The sequence below is a fragment of the Pseudomonas sp. LAM2023 genome (genome assembly GCF_016620375.1).
GTDB lineage: Bacteria > Pseudomonadota > Gammaproteobacteria > Pseudomonadales > Pseudomonadaceae > Aquipseudomonas > Aquipseudomonas anuradhapurensis.
In genome coordinates this window covers 463,237-478,894 of record NZ_JAENHV010000026.1, presented here as the reverse complement: position 1 = coordinate 478,894, position 15,658 = coordinate 463,237, and the positions used below count along the sequence as shown (strand labels likewise).

The following is a 15,658-nucleotide window of genomic DNA, read 5'->3' as shown; positions in this document are numbered from 1 at the left end:
GCAAAAAGCCTGGGACATAGCATTCCCAGGCTCGGTCATATGATTCAACTATGGAGGCACTGTGAAGGCATTGCAAGGCGTTGACGGACATGTGGCCTGGGTGGAGGCCGAACGCCCGGCCTGCGACGCGGGCCAAGTGCGCATTCGCGTGGCTGCTGCGGGGCTGAACCGCGCCGATCTGCTGCAGATGAAAGGTTTGTACCCACCACCACCAGGCGCCAGCCCCTACATGGGCCTGGAGTGTTCCGGCGTGGTCGAAGAAGTGGGTGCCGGTGCCGACTGGCGGGTGGGTGACCGTGTTTGCGCGCTGCTGGCCAGCGGCGCCATGGCCGAGGAAGTGGTGGTGGATGCCCGCCACGTGCTGCCTGTGCCCGAAGGCGTGAGCCTGCACGAGGCGGCGGGGTTGCCGGAGGTGTATGCCACTGCCTGGCTGAACATCTTCCAGCTGGGTGGCGTGAAAGCTGGCGAGAAGGTGTTGGTACATGCTGGCGCCAGCGGCGTTGGCTCGGCCGCCATCCAGCTGTGCAAGGCATTCGGTAGCCCGGTGTGGGTCAGCGTCGGTTCGCAGGACCGCCTGGCCTATTGCGAGGCGCTGGGCGCCGCCGGTGGTGTGGTACGTAACGAAAACCTGGAAGCGCTGGAAGGTTTCGGCCCGTTCGATGTGATTCTCGACCCGGTGGGTGCCAGTTACGGCGAGCTCAACCTCAAGTTGCTGGCGCGTGACGGGCGCTGGGTGATCATCGGCCTGATGGGCGGGCGCAAGTTCGAGCTGGACCTGGCACAGGTATTGGGCAAGCGCCTGGAGATTACCGGCTCCACGCTGCGCAACCGCGATGACGGCTTCAAGGCCGAGCTGCTGCGCGATTTGCAGCTGCAGGTTTGGCCGCTGTTTGCCGAAGGGCGCCTGTCGCCGCAGCTTGTGGATACCTACCCGGTGGAGTTCGCCCAGGCGGCGTATGCCGAGCTTGAGACCAACCAGGTGTCGGGCAAGCTGGTGATGGTGATCGACCCTAGCCTGGCGTAAGCAGGCGCGGCCTCTCCGCGGGTGAACCCGCTCCCCCAGGGATTACCACAGGCTTGAAAACTGTGGGGTCCCTGTGGGAGCGGGTTTACCCGCGAAAGGGCCGGTGCAGGCGATGCGATTACCTCAGGCCCAGCTCAGGATCGGCCACTTGTTGATCTCGGCATGCTCCCGCAATACCGCATCGGGGTTCACCACATGCGGATGATCCACCTTCAACAACAACGGCAAATCGTTCCGCGAATCAGAATAGAAACTCGCCCCTTCCAGGTTCTCCTGTTCCTGATCCAGCCACTCCAGCAGCCGGGTGATCTTGCCCTCGCGGTAGGTCAGCACCCCATGGGTCTGGCCGGTATACACCCCGTTCACCGCCTCCAGCTCGATCGCCAGGTGCTCGTCCACGCCCAGCCGCGCTGCAATCGGCCCGACCAGGTGCGTGCCCGAAGCGGAAATGATCAGGATCCGGTCCCCGCGCTGGCGGTGCTCGGCAATGCAGCGGCAGGCATCGCCATAGATGATTGGCTCGATCACTTCCTCGACCCACGGCTCGACCAAGTGCTGGACCTCTTCCAGGGTGCGCCCGGCAATCGGTTCCAGGCTGAAGGCCATGTACTCCTCCATCCTCAGGTGGCCTCTGCCATAGGCCTCCATCAGTTCATGGTCACGGCGCAGGAAGGCCTTGCCGTCGACCCAGCCCAGCCGGGCCATCTGCTCGCTCCACAGCGACGCGCAGTCGCCGTGGATCAGGGTTTCGTCCAGATCGAAAATTGCCAGTGCCATGGGTAACTCTCCTTAGGCCACTTCCCGTAGTGCCGTGGGGTCGATCGACAGGCTTACCCGCTGCCCGTCTGCGTGCAGGTCGGCCGCCGAGCGGTTGAGCACGTCGACCACCAGCTCGACCTCGCGCACCCGGACCCGGTAGCGAATCACATTGCCCAGCAGGCTGTGGCTGCGCACTTCCGCGTCCAGTGCGCCGTCGCGGCCCAGGGTGATCGATTCCGGGCGGATTGCCAGGCGGCTGGCCACCGGGCGCTGCAGCAGGCGGCTGGCGCTGTCGGCGTCGAGCAGGTTGTAGTTGCCGATGAAGCCGGCGGCAAACAGGTCCACCGGCGCGGTGTAGAGGGTTTCGGCATCGCCGCTCTGGACGATGCGCCCCTGGTTCATCAGGAAGATGCGGTCGGACATGGTCAGCGCTTCTTCCTGGTCGTGGGTGACAAAGATGGTGGTCAGGCCCAGTTCACGCTGGATGGCGCGAATCTGCTCGCGCAGGTGCTTGCGAATGCGCGCATCCAGCGCCGACAGCGGCTCGTCGAGCAGCAGCAGGCGCGGGCGGGTGACCAGCGAACGGGCCAGGGCCACGCGCTGGCACTGGCCACCGGACAGCTGGTGCGGGTAGCGCCCGGAGAAGTTGCCCAGCTCCACCAGCTCCAGTGCTTCACGCACACGCTGCTGGCTTTCATCGGCCTTGACCTTCTGCATGCGCAGGCCGAAGGCCACGTTCTGCTCCACGGTCATGTTGGGGAACAGCGCGTAGCTCTGGAACACCATGCCGATGCCGCGTTTCTGCGGGCTCAGCGGCACGATGTCGTGGCCGTCGAGCAGGATCTGCCCGCTGTCCACCGGGGTCAGCCCGGCGATGCAGCGCAGCAGCGTCGACTTGCCGCAGCCGGACGGGCCGAGCAGGGTGACGAACTCGCCGCGTTGGATGTGGCAGTCGATGTTTTCGAACACCGGGCTGCCGGCGTAGCTCTTGTGCAGTTTCTGTACGCTGACGAAGCTCATGTCAGGTCTTGTCCTTGTTCAGGCGGTTGGCGACCCAGGTCAGTACCAGCACGAAGGCGAAGTACGAGATCACCAGCGCGCTGTTGAAATGGCCGCTGCTGTTGCGCATGTTGTTCAGGTACACCTGCAAGGTCTCGTAGCGGGTGCCGACCAGCAGGTTGGCAAACACGAATTCGCCGAACAGGAACGAGAACGACAGCAGCAGGGCTACCATCAGGCCCTTGCGCAGGTTGGGCAGCACCACCAGCAGCGCCGCCTGCCAGGTACTGGCACCGAGCAGTTGGGCGGCGTCCATCAGGTCGCGCAGGTTGATCGCCTGCAGGTTGTTGGTGATGGCCCGGTACATGAACGGCAGGGCGATGGTGAAATAGCAGCCGATCAGGATCCAGGGCGTGCCGACCATCGCCATGGGCCCGCTGCCGTACAGCTGCAGCAGCCCCACCGAGGACACCACCGGCGGTACCGCGAACGGCAGCAGGATGAGGATGTTCATCAGCGCGTCGAGCCTGGGGAAGTGGTAGTGCACCACGAACAGCAGCGGCAGGATCAGCACCACCGACAGCAGCAGTGCACCCACGCACACCAGCAATGACTGGGCAAAGGCGGCCAGAAAGCGCGGCTCGCTCCACAGCGCCAGGTACCACTTGAAGGTCAGCCCGCTGGGTAGCAGGCTGGCCGACCAGCTGGTGGCCAGCGAGTAGAGCAGGGTGCCGGCCAGAGGCAACAGCAGGATGAGGAACAGCAGGTAGACCACGGCGCGGTGGTACCAGCCGCCGGAGCGCGTGTCAGCGTGCATGGTAGCTCCTTTTCAGCAGCCATTGATGCACCACCGTGACCAGCGTCATCAGCCCCACCAGGACCATGGCCAGGGCGCTGGCCAGGTTGGGGTCGAGGCTGATGTCACCGGCCACCAGGCCAGCGATGCGGATCGGTAGTACGTTGAAATTACCGGTGGTCAACGCGTACACGGTGGCGTAGGCACCGAGGGCATTGGCCAGCAGGATGACGAAGGTGCCCAGCAGTGCCGGGGTCAGCACCGGCAGGCCGATGTGCCGCCAGAACTGCCAATGGCTGGCACCCAGCAGCGCGGCCGACTCGCGCCAGTCTTCACGCAGGGCGTCGAATGCCGGGTACAGCAGCAGCACGCCAAGCGGGATCTGGAAGTAGGTGTACACCAGGATCAGCCCGCTCTTGGAGTAGATGCTGAAGTCTTCCAGCAGGCCGGCCTGCTTCAGCAGCAAGGTCAACGCGCCGTTGAAGCCAAGCAGGATGATGAAGGCGAAGGCCAGCGGCACCCCGGCGAAGTTGCTGGTCATGTTGGCGAAGGCGCTGACGAAGTCGCGCAGCTTCGAGTCCACCTGGCGTAGCGAGTAGGCGCCGAGGGTGGCAATGACGATGCCGAACAGGCTCGACCAGAAGCTGATCTCCAGGCTGCGTTGCAGGGCCTGCAGGTAGAACTTCGAGGCGAACACCTTGCTGAAGTTGGCCACGCCCCAGCCCGCTTCCGATTGCAGGCTGTTGATCGCCACCCAGGCCAGCGGGGCGATCTGGAAGATGACGAAGAACACGGCGAACGGTAGCAGGCAGAGCAGGGCCAGGTAGCGGCCACGGTTGCTGCTGCGCTTGGGCGCAATCACTTCAGCAACTCCCGGCAGACGCTCTTGTCATGCGGCGCGCCAAGCAGCTCGCAGATGGTCCCGCACAGCTCGGTCTGCAGCGGCTTGGCTGCCGGGTCCAGGCTGAACGCATCGCCGAAGACGAACAGCGGTACTTCGCGCTCCTCGGCGAGCAGGCCGTTATGCGAGCGGTCGTTGTTCATGCCGTGGTCGGCGGTGACCAGTACCTGGTAGCCCTCGGCGAGCCAGCCCGGCAGGTAGTCGGCCAGCAGGATATCGGCGCTGCGCGCGGCGTTGCGGTACTGGCTGCTGTCCAGGCCGTGGTGGTGGCCGACATCGTCGATGCTCATCGGGTGTACCAGCAGGAAGTTGGGGGTATGGCGGCGGCGCAGGTATTCGCCATCGGCCAGCAGGTGCGAATCGGGATAACGGTCGTCCCAGTAGAACAGCCCATGCTGGATCGGCAGCTTGGGGGCGTGGGTGTGGCGGTCGCGCTGCGGGTCGAAGGGCGAGCGGTTGTACAGCTCGCTGATCCAGTGGTAGGCCGCCGCGGCAGTGCTCAGGTTGGCTTCGCGGGCGTAGTGGAACACGCTGCGCTGGCTGGACAAGCGGTTGACCTTGTTGTGCACGATGCCGCTGTCGATCGGCGGCACACCGGTGAGAATGCACTCGTACAGCGGCCGGGACAGCGATGGCAGCTCGCATTCCACGCGGTACAGCGCGGCGCGGTCAGCCTCGACATAGGCATGCAGGTGGCCCATGGCATGGTGGGCGACCTGGTAGTTGAGGCCGTCGAGCAGGACCAGGATGACGTTGTGTTGCATGGTGGCTCCAGTCATATACGCGTTGGCTTCTTCGCGGGCTCGCCCGCTCCCACAGGTACTGCAGAAGCCTCAAACCTGTAGAGGTCCTGTGGGAGCGGGCGAGCCCGCGAAAAGGCCGGATCAGGCACTGCAAAAGCTAGCCATTTACTCCATCTCGATGATCACTTGCTCCTGCCACATCTGCGGCAGTGCCTTGGAGGTCTTCTCCCAGGCTTCGGCATTCTTGATCGGCTGCGCCGCCTGGTACTGCTCGTTGGGCAGCAGCTTGGCCTGGACATCGTCCGGCAGCTTCAGGTGCTCGGCACGGATCGGCCGCGCATGCCCTTTGGCCAGGTTGATCTGCCCGGCATCGCTGAAGATGTACTCGCGCGTCAGCTTGGCCGCGTTCGGGTGCTTGGCATACTTGTTGATGATGGTGGTGTAGCCGGAGATTACCGAGCCGTCCGACGGGATCAGCACTTCGAAACGCTTGGGGTCGATCTGTTCGCGGTAGCTGAGGCCGTTGAAGTCCCATACCACGCCAACTTCCACCTCGCCCTTTTCCAGGGTCTGGATGGTCGGGTTGGCCAGCGACAGGCGCTTCTGCTGGGCCAGTTTGGTGAACAGCTGCAGGCCCGGCGCCACGTTGTTCTCGTCGCCATTGTAGGCGATGGCCGCTGCCAGCACGCCGTTGGCGGCCTGGGCGGCGGTACCGACATCGCCGATAGCGACCTTGTACTTGCCTTTTTCCAGGTCATGCCAGGTTTTCGGGCGCTCGCTTTCCTTGACCAGGTCCTTGTTGATGATGAAGGCGATGGTGCCGGTATAGGCCAGCGCCCAATGGCCGTCCTGGTCCTTGGCCCAGGCCGGTACCTGCTCCCAGGTGCTGGGCTTGTAGGGCTGGCTCACGCCCTTGGTCACGGCGATCGGGCCGAACGCGGCACCGACGTCGCCGATGTCGGCGCTGGCGTTGTCCTTCTCGGCTTCGAACTTGGCAATTTCCTGGGCCGAGCTCATGTCGGTGTCGCTGTGCTTGAGCCCGTACTTGCTGGCCAGGTCTTCCCAGGTGCCTTTCCAGTTGGCCCAGGCATCGGGCATGCCCACGCTGTTGACGTTACCTTCCTTGCGGGCCGCGTCTTCCAGGGCCTTGAGGTCGGTACCGGCGGCCATGGCCGTGGTGCACAGGGCGATGGCCGAACCGAGCAGTGACGCCATGAAGAACTTTTTCATCCGAAGCTCCTTTGGGTGAGTGCCTTGCGAATCGTTGTTATGAGTAAAGCCGTTGCCTGAGACCCCTTGGTCTAGGTCAGCAAACCTTGAGCCAAGGTAGGCCGCTTGCGTGACAATTTGATGTAGGGCAAAGCCTGCGCCGGTGTAAGCGGGTTCCTGGCAGTACAGCGTAGACCATGGCCAGCCCCCGGTTTTGCGGGGCTGGCCCGATTCTGGCAGTGCGTCTGGTGCAGCTTTGTCACAGGATGTTCATCAGCCCTGCCTAGGCTTGCACTATTCTCCAGATGCCCCGTTATGGGGCTGGACTAGTCCAGATAGGTAACCTTTGATGCAGTCGATGCCTCCGCGTGCGGTAACAGCCATCTGCCATGCCCTGCAGGAGCAGATCGAGCACGGCCTGTTGGCGCCGGGCGGCAAGCTGCCGGCGGAACGCAGGCTCAGCGAGGTGTTCGACACCACCCGCATCACCTTGCGTGAAGCGTTGGTGCAGCTGGAAGCCCAGGGGCTGATCTACCGCGAAGAGCGGCGCGGCTGGTTCGTCGCGCCCGAGCGGCTGACCTACGACCTGATCCAGCGCAGCCACTTCCACGCCATGGTGCGTGACCAAGGGCGGGTGGCCAGTACCGAATTGCTCTCCGCGCGACTGCAGCCGGCCTCGGCCGCCATTTGTGCGCGCCTGCAGTTGCCGGCGTTGTCCAGCGTGGTGCGCATCTGCCGATTGCGGCGGATCGACGGGCGGGCGGTGCTGTATGCCGAGCATTACCTCAACCCGCGGTATTTCCCGGCGATCCTCGAACAGGACCTGGCCCAGTCGCTGACCGAGATCTATGGGCGGGTGTATGGCATCCAGTATGGGCAGGTGTGCTTCGAGATCTGGCCGACGGCGTTGCCGGTGGAGGCGGCCAGTGCGTTGAAAGTGTCGGCGGGCAGCCCCGGGTTGCATATCACCCGGGTCAACAGCGACCAGCATGGAAACCTGATCGACTGCGACCTGGAGTATTGGCGGCATGATGCCATCCGCATTCGTGCCCAGGTGGGTTGATCATGGTTTTTGGGGCCGCTGTAGGAGCGGCCTTGTGTCGCGATGGGGCGCGAAGCGGCGCTAGTTCGATACGGCGTTGCCATCCGCCATCGTGCCACCCGCCGCCGTCACCACCTGTACCGACAACCGCGGTGTCGCCAGGTCCAGCCCCGCTTCATCCAGCTGCCGCTTCAACGCCAGGTTGAACGCCCGCGACACCTCCCACTGCTTGATCGGCGCGGTCTTGAACCGCGCCCGCAGGATCGCCGACCCCGACTCGAAGCTTTCCACGCCCTGCAGCTCCAGCGGCGACCAGATATTGCGGCGCATCAGCGGGTCGTTGCGCAGCTTCTGCCCCACCTCGCGAACCAGGCTGATCGCCTGGTCGATATTCATGCTGTGCGGGATCGCCACGCGGAAGATCGCATAGCCGAACTCGCGCGAGTAGTTCTTGATGCTCTTGATCTCGCTGAACGGGATGGTATGCACGATGCCGTCGATATCGCGCAGGCGCACGGTACGGATGGTCAGCCCTTCGACCGTGCCCAGGTGGCCGCCGACATCCACGTAGTCATCGATGGCCAGCGAGTCTTCGATAATGATGAACAGCCCGGTGATCAGGTCGGCCACCAGCGATTGCGCGCCAAAACCGATGGCCAGGCCGATCACCCCGGCACCGGCCAGCAGCGGGGTGACGTTCATGCCCATGTTGGCCAGGGCGACGATGACCGCGATGATGAAAATGACCACGAACATCACGTTGCGGATCAACGGCATCATGGTTTGCGCACGGGCGTTGGCCAGGCCTCGGCGTGAACGCACCAGGGCGTGGTGCACGGCGGTGTCGGCGAGAATCCACACCAGCCAGGCGACAATCAGCGTGCCGGCCAGGCCGAGCAGGCGCAGGCTTATGTCGTGGCCTTCGCCTTCGGCGAAGCTGATCATCGACAGGCCCCACACGCGCAGGCCCAGTTCGATGAACACCAGCCAGATGAACAGGTGCACCAGCAGGTAGGCAAAATTGCGCAGGCGTTCGGCGTACACCGCCTGGCGCTTGGTGGCCCGCTTGGGGTTGGCGGCATGGCGGCGCACCAGGCCGTTGAGCACCATGCACACCACCACCAGCACGGTGCACATCAGCGACTGGCGCAGGGCGGTGCTGGTGTCGCCGGCGGAAACGAAGGTCGCGAACAGCGAGATGGCCACCAGGATCAGCGCCGGCACGAACCAGAAGCTGCCGAGGATTTCGATGGTGTCGCTGAGGGTGCGCCGGGTCAGGCGCCGTGACAGCGGCTGGTTGCGGATCAGGTGGGCGATGGGCCGGCGAAAGCGCAGGATGAACAGCCCCGTGCACAGCGCCGCAATCACGTTGGCCAGGGTCGCCAGGGCATGCGCCAGGTGGGTGCCGAGGGCGACCGTCAGGCGTGGGTCGCTCATCGCCTCGCCGAACGCGGCGAAACTGCCGATCAGCCACAGCGGGCGGAATGCCTGGTGGCGCAGGATGTACAGGGCGCGGTGGCGGTGCGGGCCGTCGAGCAGCGAAAAGGCGATCACGCAGATCGCCGAGAAGCAGGTGCCCACCACCAACGCATAGGCCAGCACCATGGCCAGCGATTTGCCCAGCGACGGCGGCAGCACGAAGCTCAGGTATACGGTAAACACCAGCGCCACCAGCCATGGGCCGAGTTTGCGCAGGGCAAAGCGCACCAGGTCCCAGGTGCGGGGATGCTGCGGCAACTCCTCGCTCAAGCCAAAGCGCAGGCGTACCCGGTGGCCAACCCAGTTGAAGGCATAGGCCAGCACACTCCATACGGCGATGACTGCCGCGAAGCCGAACAGGATGGCCGGCCACTGGTGCACCGGCACCACCAGCTCGGCCAGTTCGGCCTGGGCCTGTTCGATTTCCGCAGCCCAACGGTGGAACGGGCTGGCATCGCCGCTGAACTGCTTTTCGAGATCATGCAGGGCGCCGCCGATCAGGCCGAGCACGCCTTGTTCGACGTTGGGTTGCGATTGTTGGGTGGCATCGCGCAGCTTTTTCAGGTCGGCCAGCAGCTTGGCCCGCTGCTGGTCGTTTTCCAGGTTCTTGATCACCTCGTCCAGCGACTTGCCCAGCGGTTCACTGGCTTCCGCTTGCGCGGGCGCGCTACCGCCAAGCAGGCCAGGCAGGCCGGCGGCTTGTACCGGTGGGAGGAACAGCAACAGCAGCAGGAACAGGCAACGCAGGAAGGCGGGCACGGGTAAAACTACCTCAGGTCAAACGATTGACCGAGTGTAGAGGTTTATGACGGCAGCTGCTCCAGGATCTTCCAGCAGGTGAGGCCAAAGATGCCCAGTGTGCCGACCCACATCATTACCACGCCGAGGTTGCGCTCGCGCAGGCTGAAGCCGACGGTCAGCAGCAACAGGAACAGGAACACCGGCACGAACAAGGAGAGGAACGGGGACATGGCAGTGGTCCTTCGGCGATGAGAGCGGTTGCGTTGAGTATAGTTCGCGCCGGGCTAAAGCGGGGTTGATCTGAATCACAGAAATTTTCAAGTAGGGTTTGTGGATTTTTCCTACATGTTTATCAGACCGACTTCCTACAAAGAATTTAGCGGTTCCGCCGATGGCTTGAGGGACACGTTGTATGTCTTTCACGTCATTTTGGGGAGCGCTTCATGAAGCTACCAGTACTCGTTGTTTTTTCGATGGTAACGCTGACCTTCAGCGGATTTACACAAGCACAGAACAACGTTGCAACGTGACCGTCGATAATCAGACGGATTCAACTGCCCAGTTTACGTTTGAACATCTGGTGGGGACTGCCAATCCAATGTTTTCGGCTGTGCAGAGAAAACAAGCCAGCACTGCAAAAGTGACCAGTTATTCGCCCTTGGTATCGGGCATGCGGTTCACCTACACGTCCGGGGCGAAGGCTTGTCGGTTTTCGGCTTCACATACCTCTGGCACAGGTAATACGCCTGTCTGGAACAAGGACGCTCGCTCCATTGGCTCATCCAGAGCGACGTGTTCGGTAGTTCTGCAGCGCGTGTCGGCGCAGCCACCTTACGATTACACCGTCAAGTTCACCATCCATTAATCCTGACGGATACTGCTTCAAATGCTCGCGCACATTCCTTCTGGAGAACAGAATGAAAATTACCGGTATTCCTGCCAATATCTTGCCCGTGCGAACTTCCGTGGCGCTCGAGAAGACAGAGCCATTACCACGATCGGCCTCGACCAGTGTGAGACTGTCTGAAGAAGGGCGGGATCTGGCTGCGCATTCGAATGAGACGAGAGCCAGCTATCAGCGCATCTATGGCACTCCTACGCTGGATGACCGCGTGAATATAGAATACGACAGGGTCGGGTATGAGAATTATGTCAAACGGCATTTGCCAGAGAACTACTCTGCCGAGCGCACCGAGTTATTCTACAAATCCGTGCAGTATATGGTTGACGTTGCGGATGGGAAATATCCGAAAAACAACCCGTTTGCCGGTCTGGGCAGGGATACACTGGTCGCCATACAGGAAGACGAAGGCAATTTTACCGAGATGGAGCGTGCGGCAGCCGGGCGTGCCAAGTACGAACTTGATCAGGCTTACTTTGGCCGCATTTTTGCCTACACCGACAGTACCAGGGATCTACGGGTTTTATTCAGAGGATATCTCGAATACCTCGATAACCTTACGCCTGTAGAACGTCTTGCTTATCCGGATAACGAGCACGAACTCGTGGCTGAACGGTTGGCACATGCCCAGAAAGAAACTGGCAGCCTCCCCGAAGATTTCTCGCTGTGGAAATACATCAACTGGGACCCCAAAGGCCGCCTCAACCTGGAAGCCCTGCTTGATCCGTCGAAAACAGAGCCCGCCCCGGCACTCGAGGCGGGCCCTGCCGCGGATCACGGCAGCTCGCGGCTGCGGTAGAACGCCGTCAGTACCTTCACCAGGTGCGCCAGGTCATGGCTGCCGCACAGTTCGCGAATCGAGTGCATGGCAAAGGTCGGCAGGCCGATGTCGACCGTACGTACGCCCAGGTGGCTGGCGGTGATCGGGCCGATGGTCGAGCCGCAGCCCATGTCGCTGCGCACCACGAAGCTCTGCACCGGCACCTCTTCGGCCATGCACAGGTGCCGGAAGAACCCGGCGGTTTCGCTGTTGGTGGCGTAGCGCTGGTTGTTGTTGACCTTGATCACCGGCCCGGCATTGAGCTTGGGCCCGTGGTTGCCGTCATGCTTGTCGGCGTAGTTGGGGTGCACGCCGTGGGCGTTGTCGGCCGACACCATCAGCGAGCGCTGGATGGTGCGCACGTAGGCATCGCCATCCGGCAGCAGGCGCTGCAGGGTCTGCTCCAGCATCGGGCCGTCGGCGCCGCAGGCCGAGCAACTGCCGACTTCTTCATGGTCGTTGCACACCAGCACGCAGGTTTCATCGCTGTCCGCGGTGAGCAGGGCCTGCAGGCCGGCGTAGCACGACAACAGGTTGTCCAGGCGCGCGCCAGCGATGAAGTCGCCGTTCAGGCCGACCAGCGCGGCATCCTGGGTGTCGTAGAAGCTCAGTTCGTAATCCAGCACCACGTCGGCGATCAGTTCATGCTCGCGGGCCAGCTGCTCGGTGAGCAGGGCGCGGAAGTCGATGCGCTCATCACCAGCCACCTGGGCCAGGATCGGCGGCAGTTCGTTCTGCGGGTTGATCGCCCAGCCTTCGTTGGCGGTGCGGTTGAGGTGAATGGCCAGGTTGGGGATGATCGCGATCGGCAGCTTGAAGTCGATCAACTGGCTTTCGACCTTGCCGTCACGGCGGTAGGTGACCCGGCCAGCCAGCGACAGGTCGCGGTCGAACCATGGCGCCAGCAGCGCGCCGCCATACACTTCGACGCCCAGCTGCAGGAAGCCCTGGCGCTGCAGCTCGGGCTGCGGTTTGACCCGCAGGCACGGGCTGTCGGTGTGCGCGCCGACCATGCGGATGCCGTTCAGCAGCGGCGCTTGCTTGCCCAGCTTGATGGCGATGATCGACGAGTCGTTACGGGTGAGGTAGTAGCGGCCGCCAGGCACGGTGGCCCAGCTGTCGCGTTCGTCCAGGCGCTGGTAGCCGGCAGCTTCCAGGCGCTGGGCCAGGCTGGCGGTGGCGTGGAAGGGCGTAGGGGAGGCCTTGAGGAAGTCGATCAGGCCAGAATTCAGTGCGTCGCGCATAGCTCACTCCAGACAGCAGTGGCGCGAGTTTAGCGTATTGGGTCGACAATTTGTGTCTGCCTCTTCGCGGCTAAAGCCGCTCCCACAAGGACCGCACCGCTTTCAAGGGCCGTGCAGTACCTGTGGGAGCGGCTTTAGCCGCGAAGAGGCCGGTAAAGGCGATACAAGATCAGAACGGCGCCGGGCACTCGAACTTCATCCGCGCCCCGGAAACCGGGTGGGTAAAGCTCAGCATCGACGCATGCAGGCACAGCCGCTCATGGGCCGCCAGCGCCTCGGGGTTGGCATACAGGCGGTCGCCCAGCAGCGGGTGCCCGATCGACAGCATGTGCACGCGCAGCTGGTGCGAGCGCCCGGTAATCGGCGTCAGCTCGACCCGGCAATGGTCGCCACAGCGCTCGATGATGCGCCAGAAGGTCAACGCATGCTTGCCCAGTTCGTGGTCCACCACATGCCGTGGCTTGGTCGGCGGGTCGTAGCGCAGTGGCAGGTCGATGCTGCCGCTGTCCAGCGCCGGCTGGCCCCAGCACAGTGCGGTGTAGGCCTTTTCGGTTTCGCGATCGTGGAACTGGCGCGACAGTTCACGGTGGCTATCGGCATCGCGGGCCAGCAGGATGATGCCGGAGGTTTCCCAGTCCAGGCGGTGCACGATCAGCGCATCGGGATAGCCGTTTTCCTGCAGGCGGGTGATCAGGCAGTCCTTGTTGTCCTCGGCACGGCCCGGTACCGACAGCAGCAGGGTCGGTTTGTTGATCACCAGGATGGCGGCGTCTTCGTGCAGGATCTGGATGTTGGACAGCGGCATTGCAGGGTCTCTGTTGAAACGGGGGAAAGCCATTGGGGCCGCTTTGCGGCCCATCGCGACGCAAGGCCGCTCCTGCACCGGGGTAGGCATTCCCGGCAGGGTGGCCTTGCGTCGCGATGGGCTGCACAGCAGCCCCAATGGCTGATTGCGCGGATCAGCGATCCGGCAACGTGATGTTCAGTTCCAGAATCGAGCAGCTGCCCTGGTTTTCCAGTTCGATATGCACGTCATCGTTGCCGATGTTCACATACTTGCGGATCACTTCCAGCAGTTCCTTTTGCAGCGCTGGCAGGTAGTCCGGCTCGCTGCGTTGGCCGCGCTCGTGCGCCACGATGATCTGTAGACGCTCTTTCGCTACCGACGCGCTGGTCTGTTTCTGTCTGCCACGAAAGAAGTCAAAAAGGTTCATGGTTTACTTGCCTCCAAACAGGCGCGCGAAGAATCCTTGCTTCGGCACTTCGATGAACCGCAGGGGCTTCTCTTTGCCCAGCAGACGGTCGACGGTATCGCTATAGGCCTGGCCGGCATCGCTCTGGTCGTCGAGGATGACCGGGATACCCTGGTTGGAAGCCTTCAGCACGGCCTGGGATTCGGGGATCACGCCCTTGAGCTTGATCGCCAGGATCTCTTCGACGTCGGCGATGCTCAACATTTCGCCCTTTTCCACGCGCTCCGGGTGGTAGCGGGTGATCAGCAGGTGTTCCTTGATCGGCTCTTCGCCGTTCTCGGAGCGGCGCGACTTGCTCGACAGGATGCCCAGCATGCGGTCGGAGTCACGTACCGAGGAAACCTCGGGGTTGGTCACCACGATGGCTTCGTCGGCGAAGTACATGGCCAGGTGCGCACCTTTCTCGATGCCGGCTGGCGAATCGCAGATGACGAACTCGAAGTCTTTCTTCAGCTCCATCAGCACCTTTTCCACGCCTTCCTGGGTCAGCGCGTCCTTGTCACGGGTCTGGCTGGCCGCCAGCACGTACAGGTTCTCCAGGCGCTTGTCCTTGATCAGGGCCTGCTGCAGGTTGGCTTCGCCGTTGACCACGTTGACGAAGTCGTACACCACGCGGCGTTCGCAGCCCATGATCAGGTCGAGGTTACGCAGGCCTACGTCGAAGTCGACGATGACAGTCTTGTGGCCACGCAGTGCGAGGCCGGTACCAATGGCGGCGCTGGTGGTGGTCTTGCCCACACCCCCCTTGCCGGAAGTAACCACGAGAATCTTGGCCAAGGTGTTTCACCCCTAAAATAATCGGGACGCAAGTCCCTGCAAAAATACAAATAATTGGCAACGACAAAAAAGTTGCACTAAAAATGCTGGCAAGTATCCGTTAAAGACGGGTGATGTTCAACACGTCGCCAGACAGGCTGACTTGCACCCCGGTGCCCCACAGCGGGTCGCGGCGCAGGTCTTCGCAAACCTTGTACTGGCCGGCGATGGAGACCATTTCGGCGGTCATCTGCTGGCAGAAGATACGCGCCTTGGTATTGCCCTTGATGCCGGCCAGGGCGCGGCCGCGCATGGCGCCGTACACATGGATATTGCCATCGGCCAGAAGTTCCGCCCCCGGGCTGACCGAGGCAGTCACCACCAGGTCGCCGCCCTGGGCGTAGATCTGCTGGCCGCCACGCACCGGCGCGGTGATGATGCGGGTCGGGCGCACCTCGGGCTCGAGGATCGGCGGCGGCACCGGGGCCGGCTCGGGCTTCTTCACCTCGGGCTCGGGCTCCAGCGGCCGTTCGCGGGCACCGGACGGCGGCAGCACCGGCAGGTCGATGGCAATGGCGGCGGCAATGTCCTCGATACGGTTGGCGCGGATGGCCAGGGTGCGCAGGCCGTGGTGGCGGCAGATCCGCATCAAGCCAGGCAGGTCGATTGCGCCCACGTCGGCCGGCAGCTTGTCCAGCGCCAGCACCAGCGGCGTGTTGCTGAAGAAGTTCGGTGCCTGGGCGACTTTGGCCGCCAGCTGGCGGTCAAGGGCCTCAAGGTCATTGCGCGCCAGTTCCAGTACGGTAATGGCAAGCATGCTGCCCTTGAGCTGGAACACGGAGGCGGAGTCGGGTGTGTGGTTTGGGCTCATGGTCTGCATAGACGGCTTGTTGCGAAAAAAGTGCCCTGACTTATAACGATAAGACCGGTTGCCCGCAACATGCGCTGATCCGTTGTAGAATGCGCGGCCTTTGTCTTTCCGGAAGCTTCA

16 protein-coding genes are annotated in these 15,658 nt (G+C 63.0%); 3 read left to right on the top strand and 13 right to left on the bottom strand.

What is annotated here, in order from left to right; translation table 11 throughout:
* Positions 1 to 61 precede the first annotated feature (61 nt).
* Positions 62 to 1,024: an NAD(P)H-quinone oxidoreductase gene (locus JKP78_RS17145; RefSeq protein WP_200627050.1), complete on the top strand. Its 963-nt coding sequence runs from the start codon at positions 62 to 64 to the stop codon at positions 1,022 to 1,024.
* Between the two features lie 123 nt (positions 1,025 to 1,147).
* Here the strand turns inward: JKP78_RS17145 and JKP78_RS17140 are convergent, their stop codons facing one another.
* From JKP78_RS17140 to JKP78_RS17115, 6 genes are all read right to left on the bottom strand, one after another.
* Entirely contained in the window at positions 1,148 to 1,801 is a 654-nt protein-coding gene (locus tag JKP78_RS17140; protein WP_200627049.1) for an HAD family hydrolase, read from the bottom strand.
* Between the two features lie 12 nt (positions 1,802 to 1,813).
* Positions 1,814 to 2,803 (bottom strand): ABC transporter ATP-binding protein, encoded by a 990-nt coding sequence (locus tag JKP78_RS17135; RefSeq protein WP_186689559.1) that lies wholly within the window; start codon positions 2,801 to 2,803, stop codon positions 1,814 to 1,816.
* 1 nt (position 2,804) lies between these two features.
* Positions 2,805 to 3,599: an ABC transporter permease gene (locus JKP78_RS17130; protein ID WP_170028763.1), complete on the bottom strand. Its 795-nt coding sequence runs from the start codon at positions 3,597 to 3,599 to the stop codon at positions 2,805 to 2,807.
* Entirely contained in the window at positions 3,589 to 4,440 is an 852-nt protein-coding gene (locus JKP78_RS17125) for an ABC transporter permease (RefSeq protein WP_170028764.1), read from the bottom strand. Before JKP78_RS17125 ends, JKP78_RS17130 begins: the two co-directional genes overlap by 11 nt.
* Positions 4,437 to 5,243 (bottom strand): alkaline phosphatase family protein, encoded by an 807-nt coding sequence (locus tag JKP78_RS17120; RefSeq protein ID WP_186689557.1) that lies wholly within the window; start codon positions 5,241 to 5,243, stop codon positions 4,437 to 4,439. The genes JKP78_RS17125 and JKP78_RS17120 overlap by 4 nt, the downstream gene beginning before the upstream one ends.
* Positions 5,244 to 5,387: 144 nt before the next feature.
* Positions 5,388 to 6,452 (bottom strand): ABC transporter substrate-binding protein, encoded by a 1,065-nt coding sequence (locus JKP78_RS17115; protein WP_186689555.1) that lies wholly within the window; start codon positions 6,450 to 6,452, stop codon positions 5,388 to 5,390.
* A gap of 328 nt (positions 6,453 to 6,780) precedes the next feature.
* Between JKP78_RS17115 and JKP78_RS17110 the strand changes: the two genes are divergently transcribed.
* Positions 6,781 to 7,494 (top strand): UTRA domain-containing protein, encoded by a 714-nt coding sequence (locus JKP78_RS17110; protein WP_170028767.1) that lies wholly within the window; start codon positions 6,781 to 6,783, stop codon positions 7,492 to 7,494.
* A 60-nt stretch (positions 7,495 to 7,554) separates the two neighbouring features.
* On the opposite strand, the gene JKP78_RS17105 is transcribed toward JKP78_RS17110, so the two are convergent.
* Entirely contained in the window at positions 7,555 to 9,711 is a 2,157-nt protein-coding gene (locus tag JKP78_RS17105; protein WP_170028768.1) for a mechanosensitive ion channel family protein, read from the bottom strand.
* Positions 9,712 to 9,755: 44 nt separating this feature from the next.
* Positions 9,756 to 9,923, bottom strand: a complete 168-nt coding sequence (locus JKP78_RS17100) for a hypothetical protein (RefSeq protein WP_170028769.1) — start codon at positions 9,921 to 9,923, stop codon at positions 9,756 to 9,758.
* Between the two features lie 687 nt (positions 9,924 to 10,610).
* Here JKP78_RS17100 and JKP78_RS17095 point away from each other — a divergent pair.
* The gene (locus tag JKP78_RS17095) at positions 10,611 to 11,393 is read left to right on the top strand and encodes a hypothetical protein (protein ID WP_200627048.1); all 783 of its coding nucleotides are present in this window, start codon (positions 10,611 to 10,613) and stop codon (positions 11,391 to 11,393) included.
* Here the strand turns inward: JKP78_RS17095 and JKP78_RS17090 are convergent.
* The 5 genes from JKP78_RS17090 to minC all read right to left on the bottom strand — a co-directional run bounded on the left by JKP78_RS17090 (position 11,369) and on the right by minC (position 15,547).
* Positions 11,369 to 12,658 carry a M18 family aminopeptidase gene (locus JKP78_RS17090; protein WP_170028772.1) on the bottom strand — a complete coding sequence of 430 codons (1,290 nt, stop codon included), beginning with the start codon at positions 12,656 to 12,658 and terminating at the stop codon, positions 11,369 to 11,371. The two genes, JKP78_RS17095 and JKP78_RS17090, sit on opposite strands and share 25 nt — an antisense overlap.
* A 169-nt stretch (positions 12,659 to 12,827) precedes the next feature.
* The gene (locus JKP78_RS17085; RefSeq protein WP_186689551.1) at positions 12,828 to 13,463 is read right to left on the bottom strand and encodes an RluA family pseudouridine synthase; all 636 of its coding nucleotides are present in this window, start codon (positions 13,461 to 13,463) and stop codon (positions 12,828 to 12,830) included.
* A 154-nt stretch (positions 13,464 to 13,617) separates the two neighbouring features.
* A complete protein-coding gene (gene minE, locus JKP78_RS17080) occupies positions 13,618 to 13,872 on the bottom strand; it encodes a cell division topological specificity factor MinE (RefSeq protein WP_003252572.1) in 255 nt (84 codons plus the stop codon).
* Between the two features lie 3 nt (positions 13,873 to 13,875).
* Positions 13,876 to 14,688, bottom strand: coding sequence for a septum site-determining protein MinD (gene minD, locus JKP78_RS17075; protein WP_019097102.1), 813 nt, complete (start codon positions 14,686 to 14,688; stop codon positions 13,876 to 13,878).
* A gap of 100 nt (positions 14,689 to 14,788) precedes the next feature.
* On the bottom strand, positions 14,789 to 15,547 hold the full coding sequence (gene minC / locus JKP78_RS17070) for a septum site-determining protein MinC (RefSeq protein WP_170028774.1): 759 nt from the start codon (positions 15,545 to 15,547) through the stop codon (positions 14,789 to 14,791).
* Positions 15,548 to 15,658 lie beyond the last annotated feature (111 nt).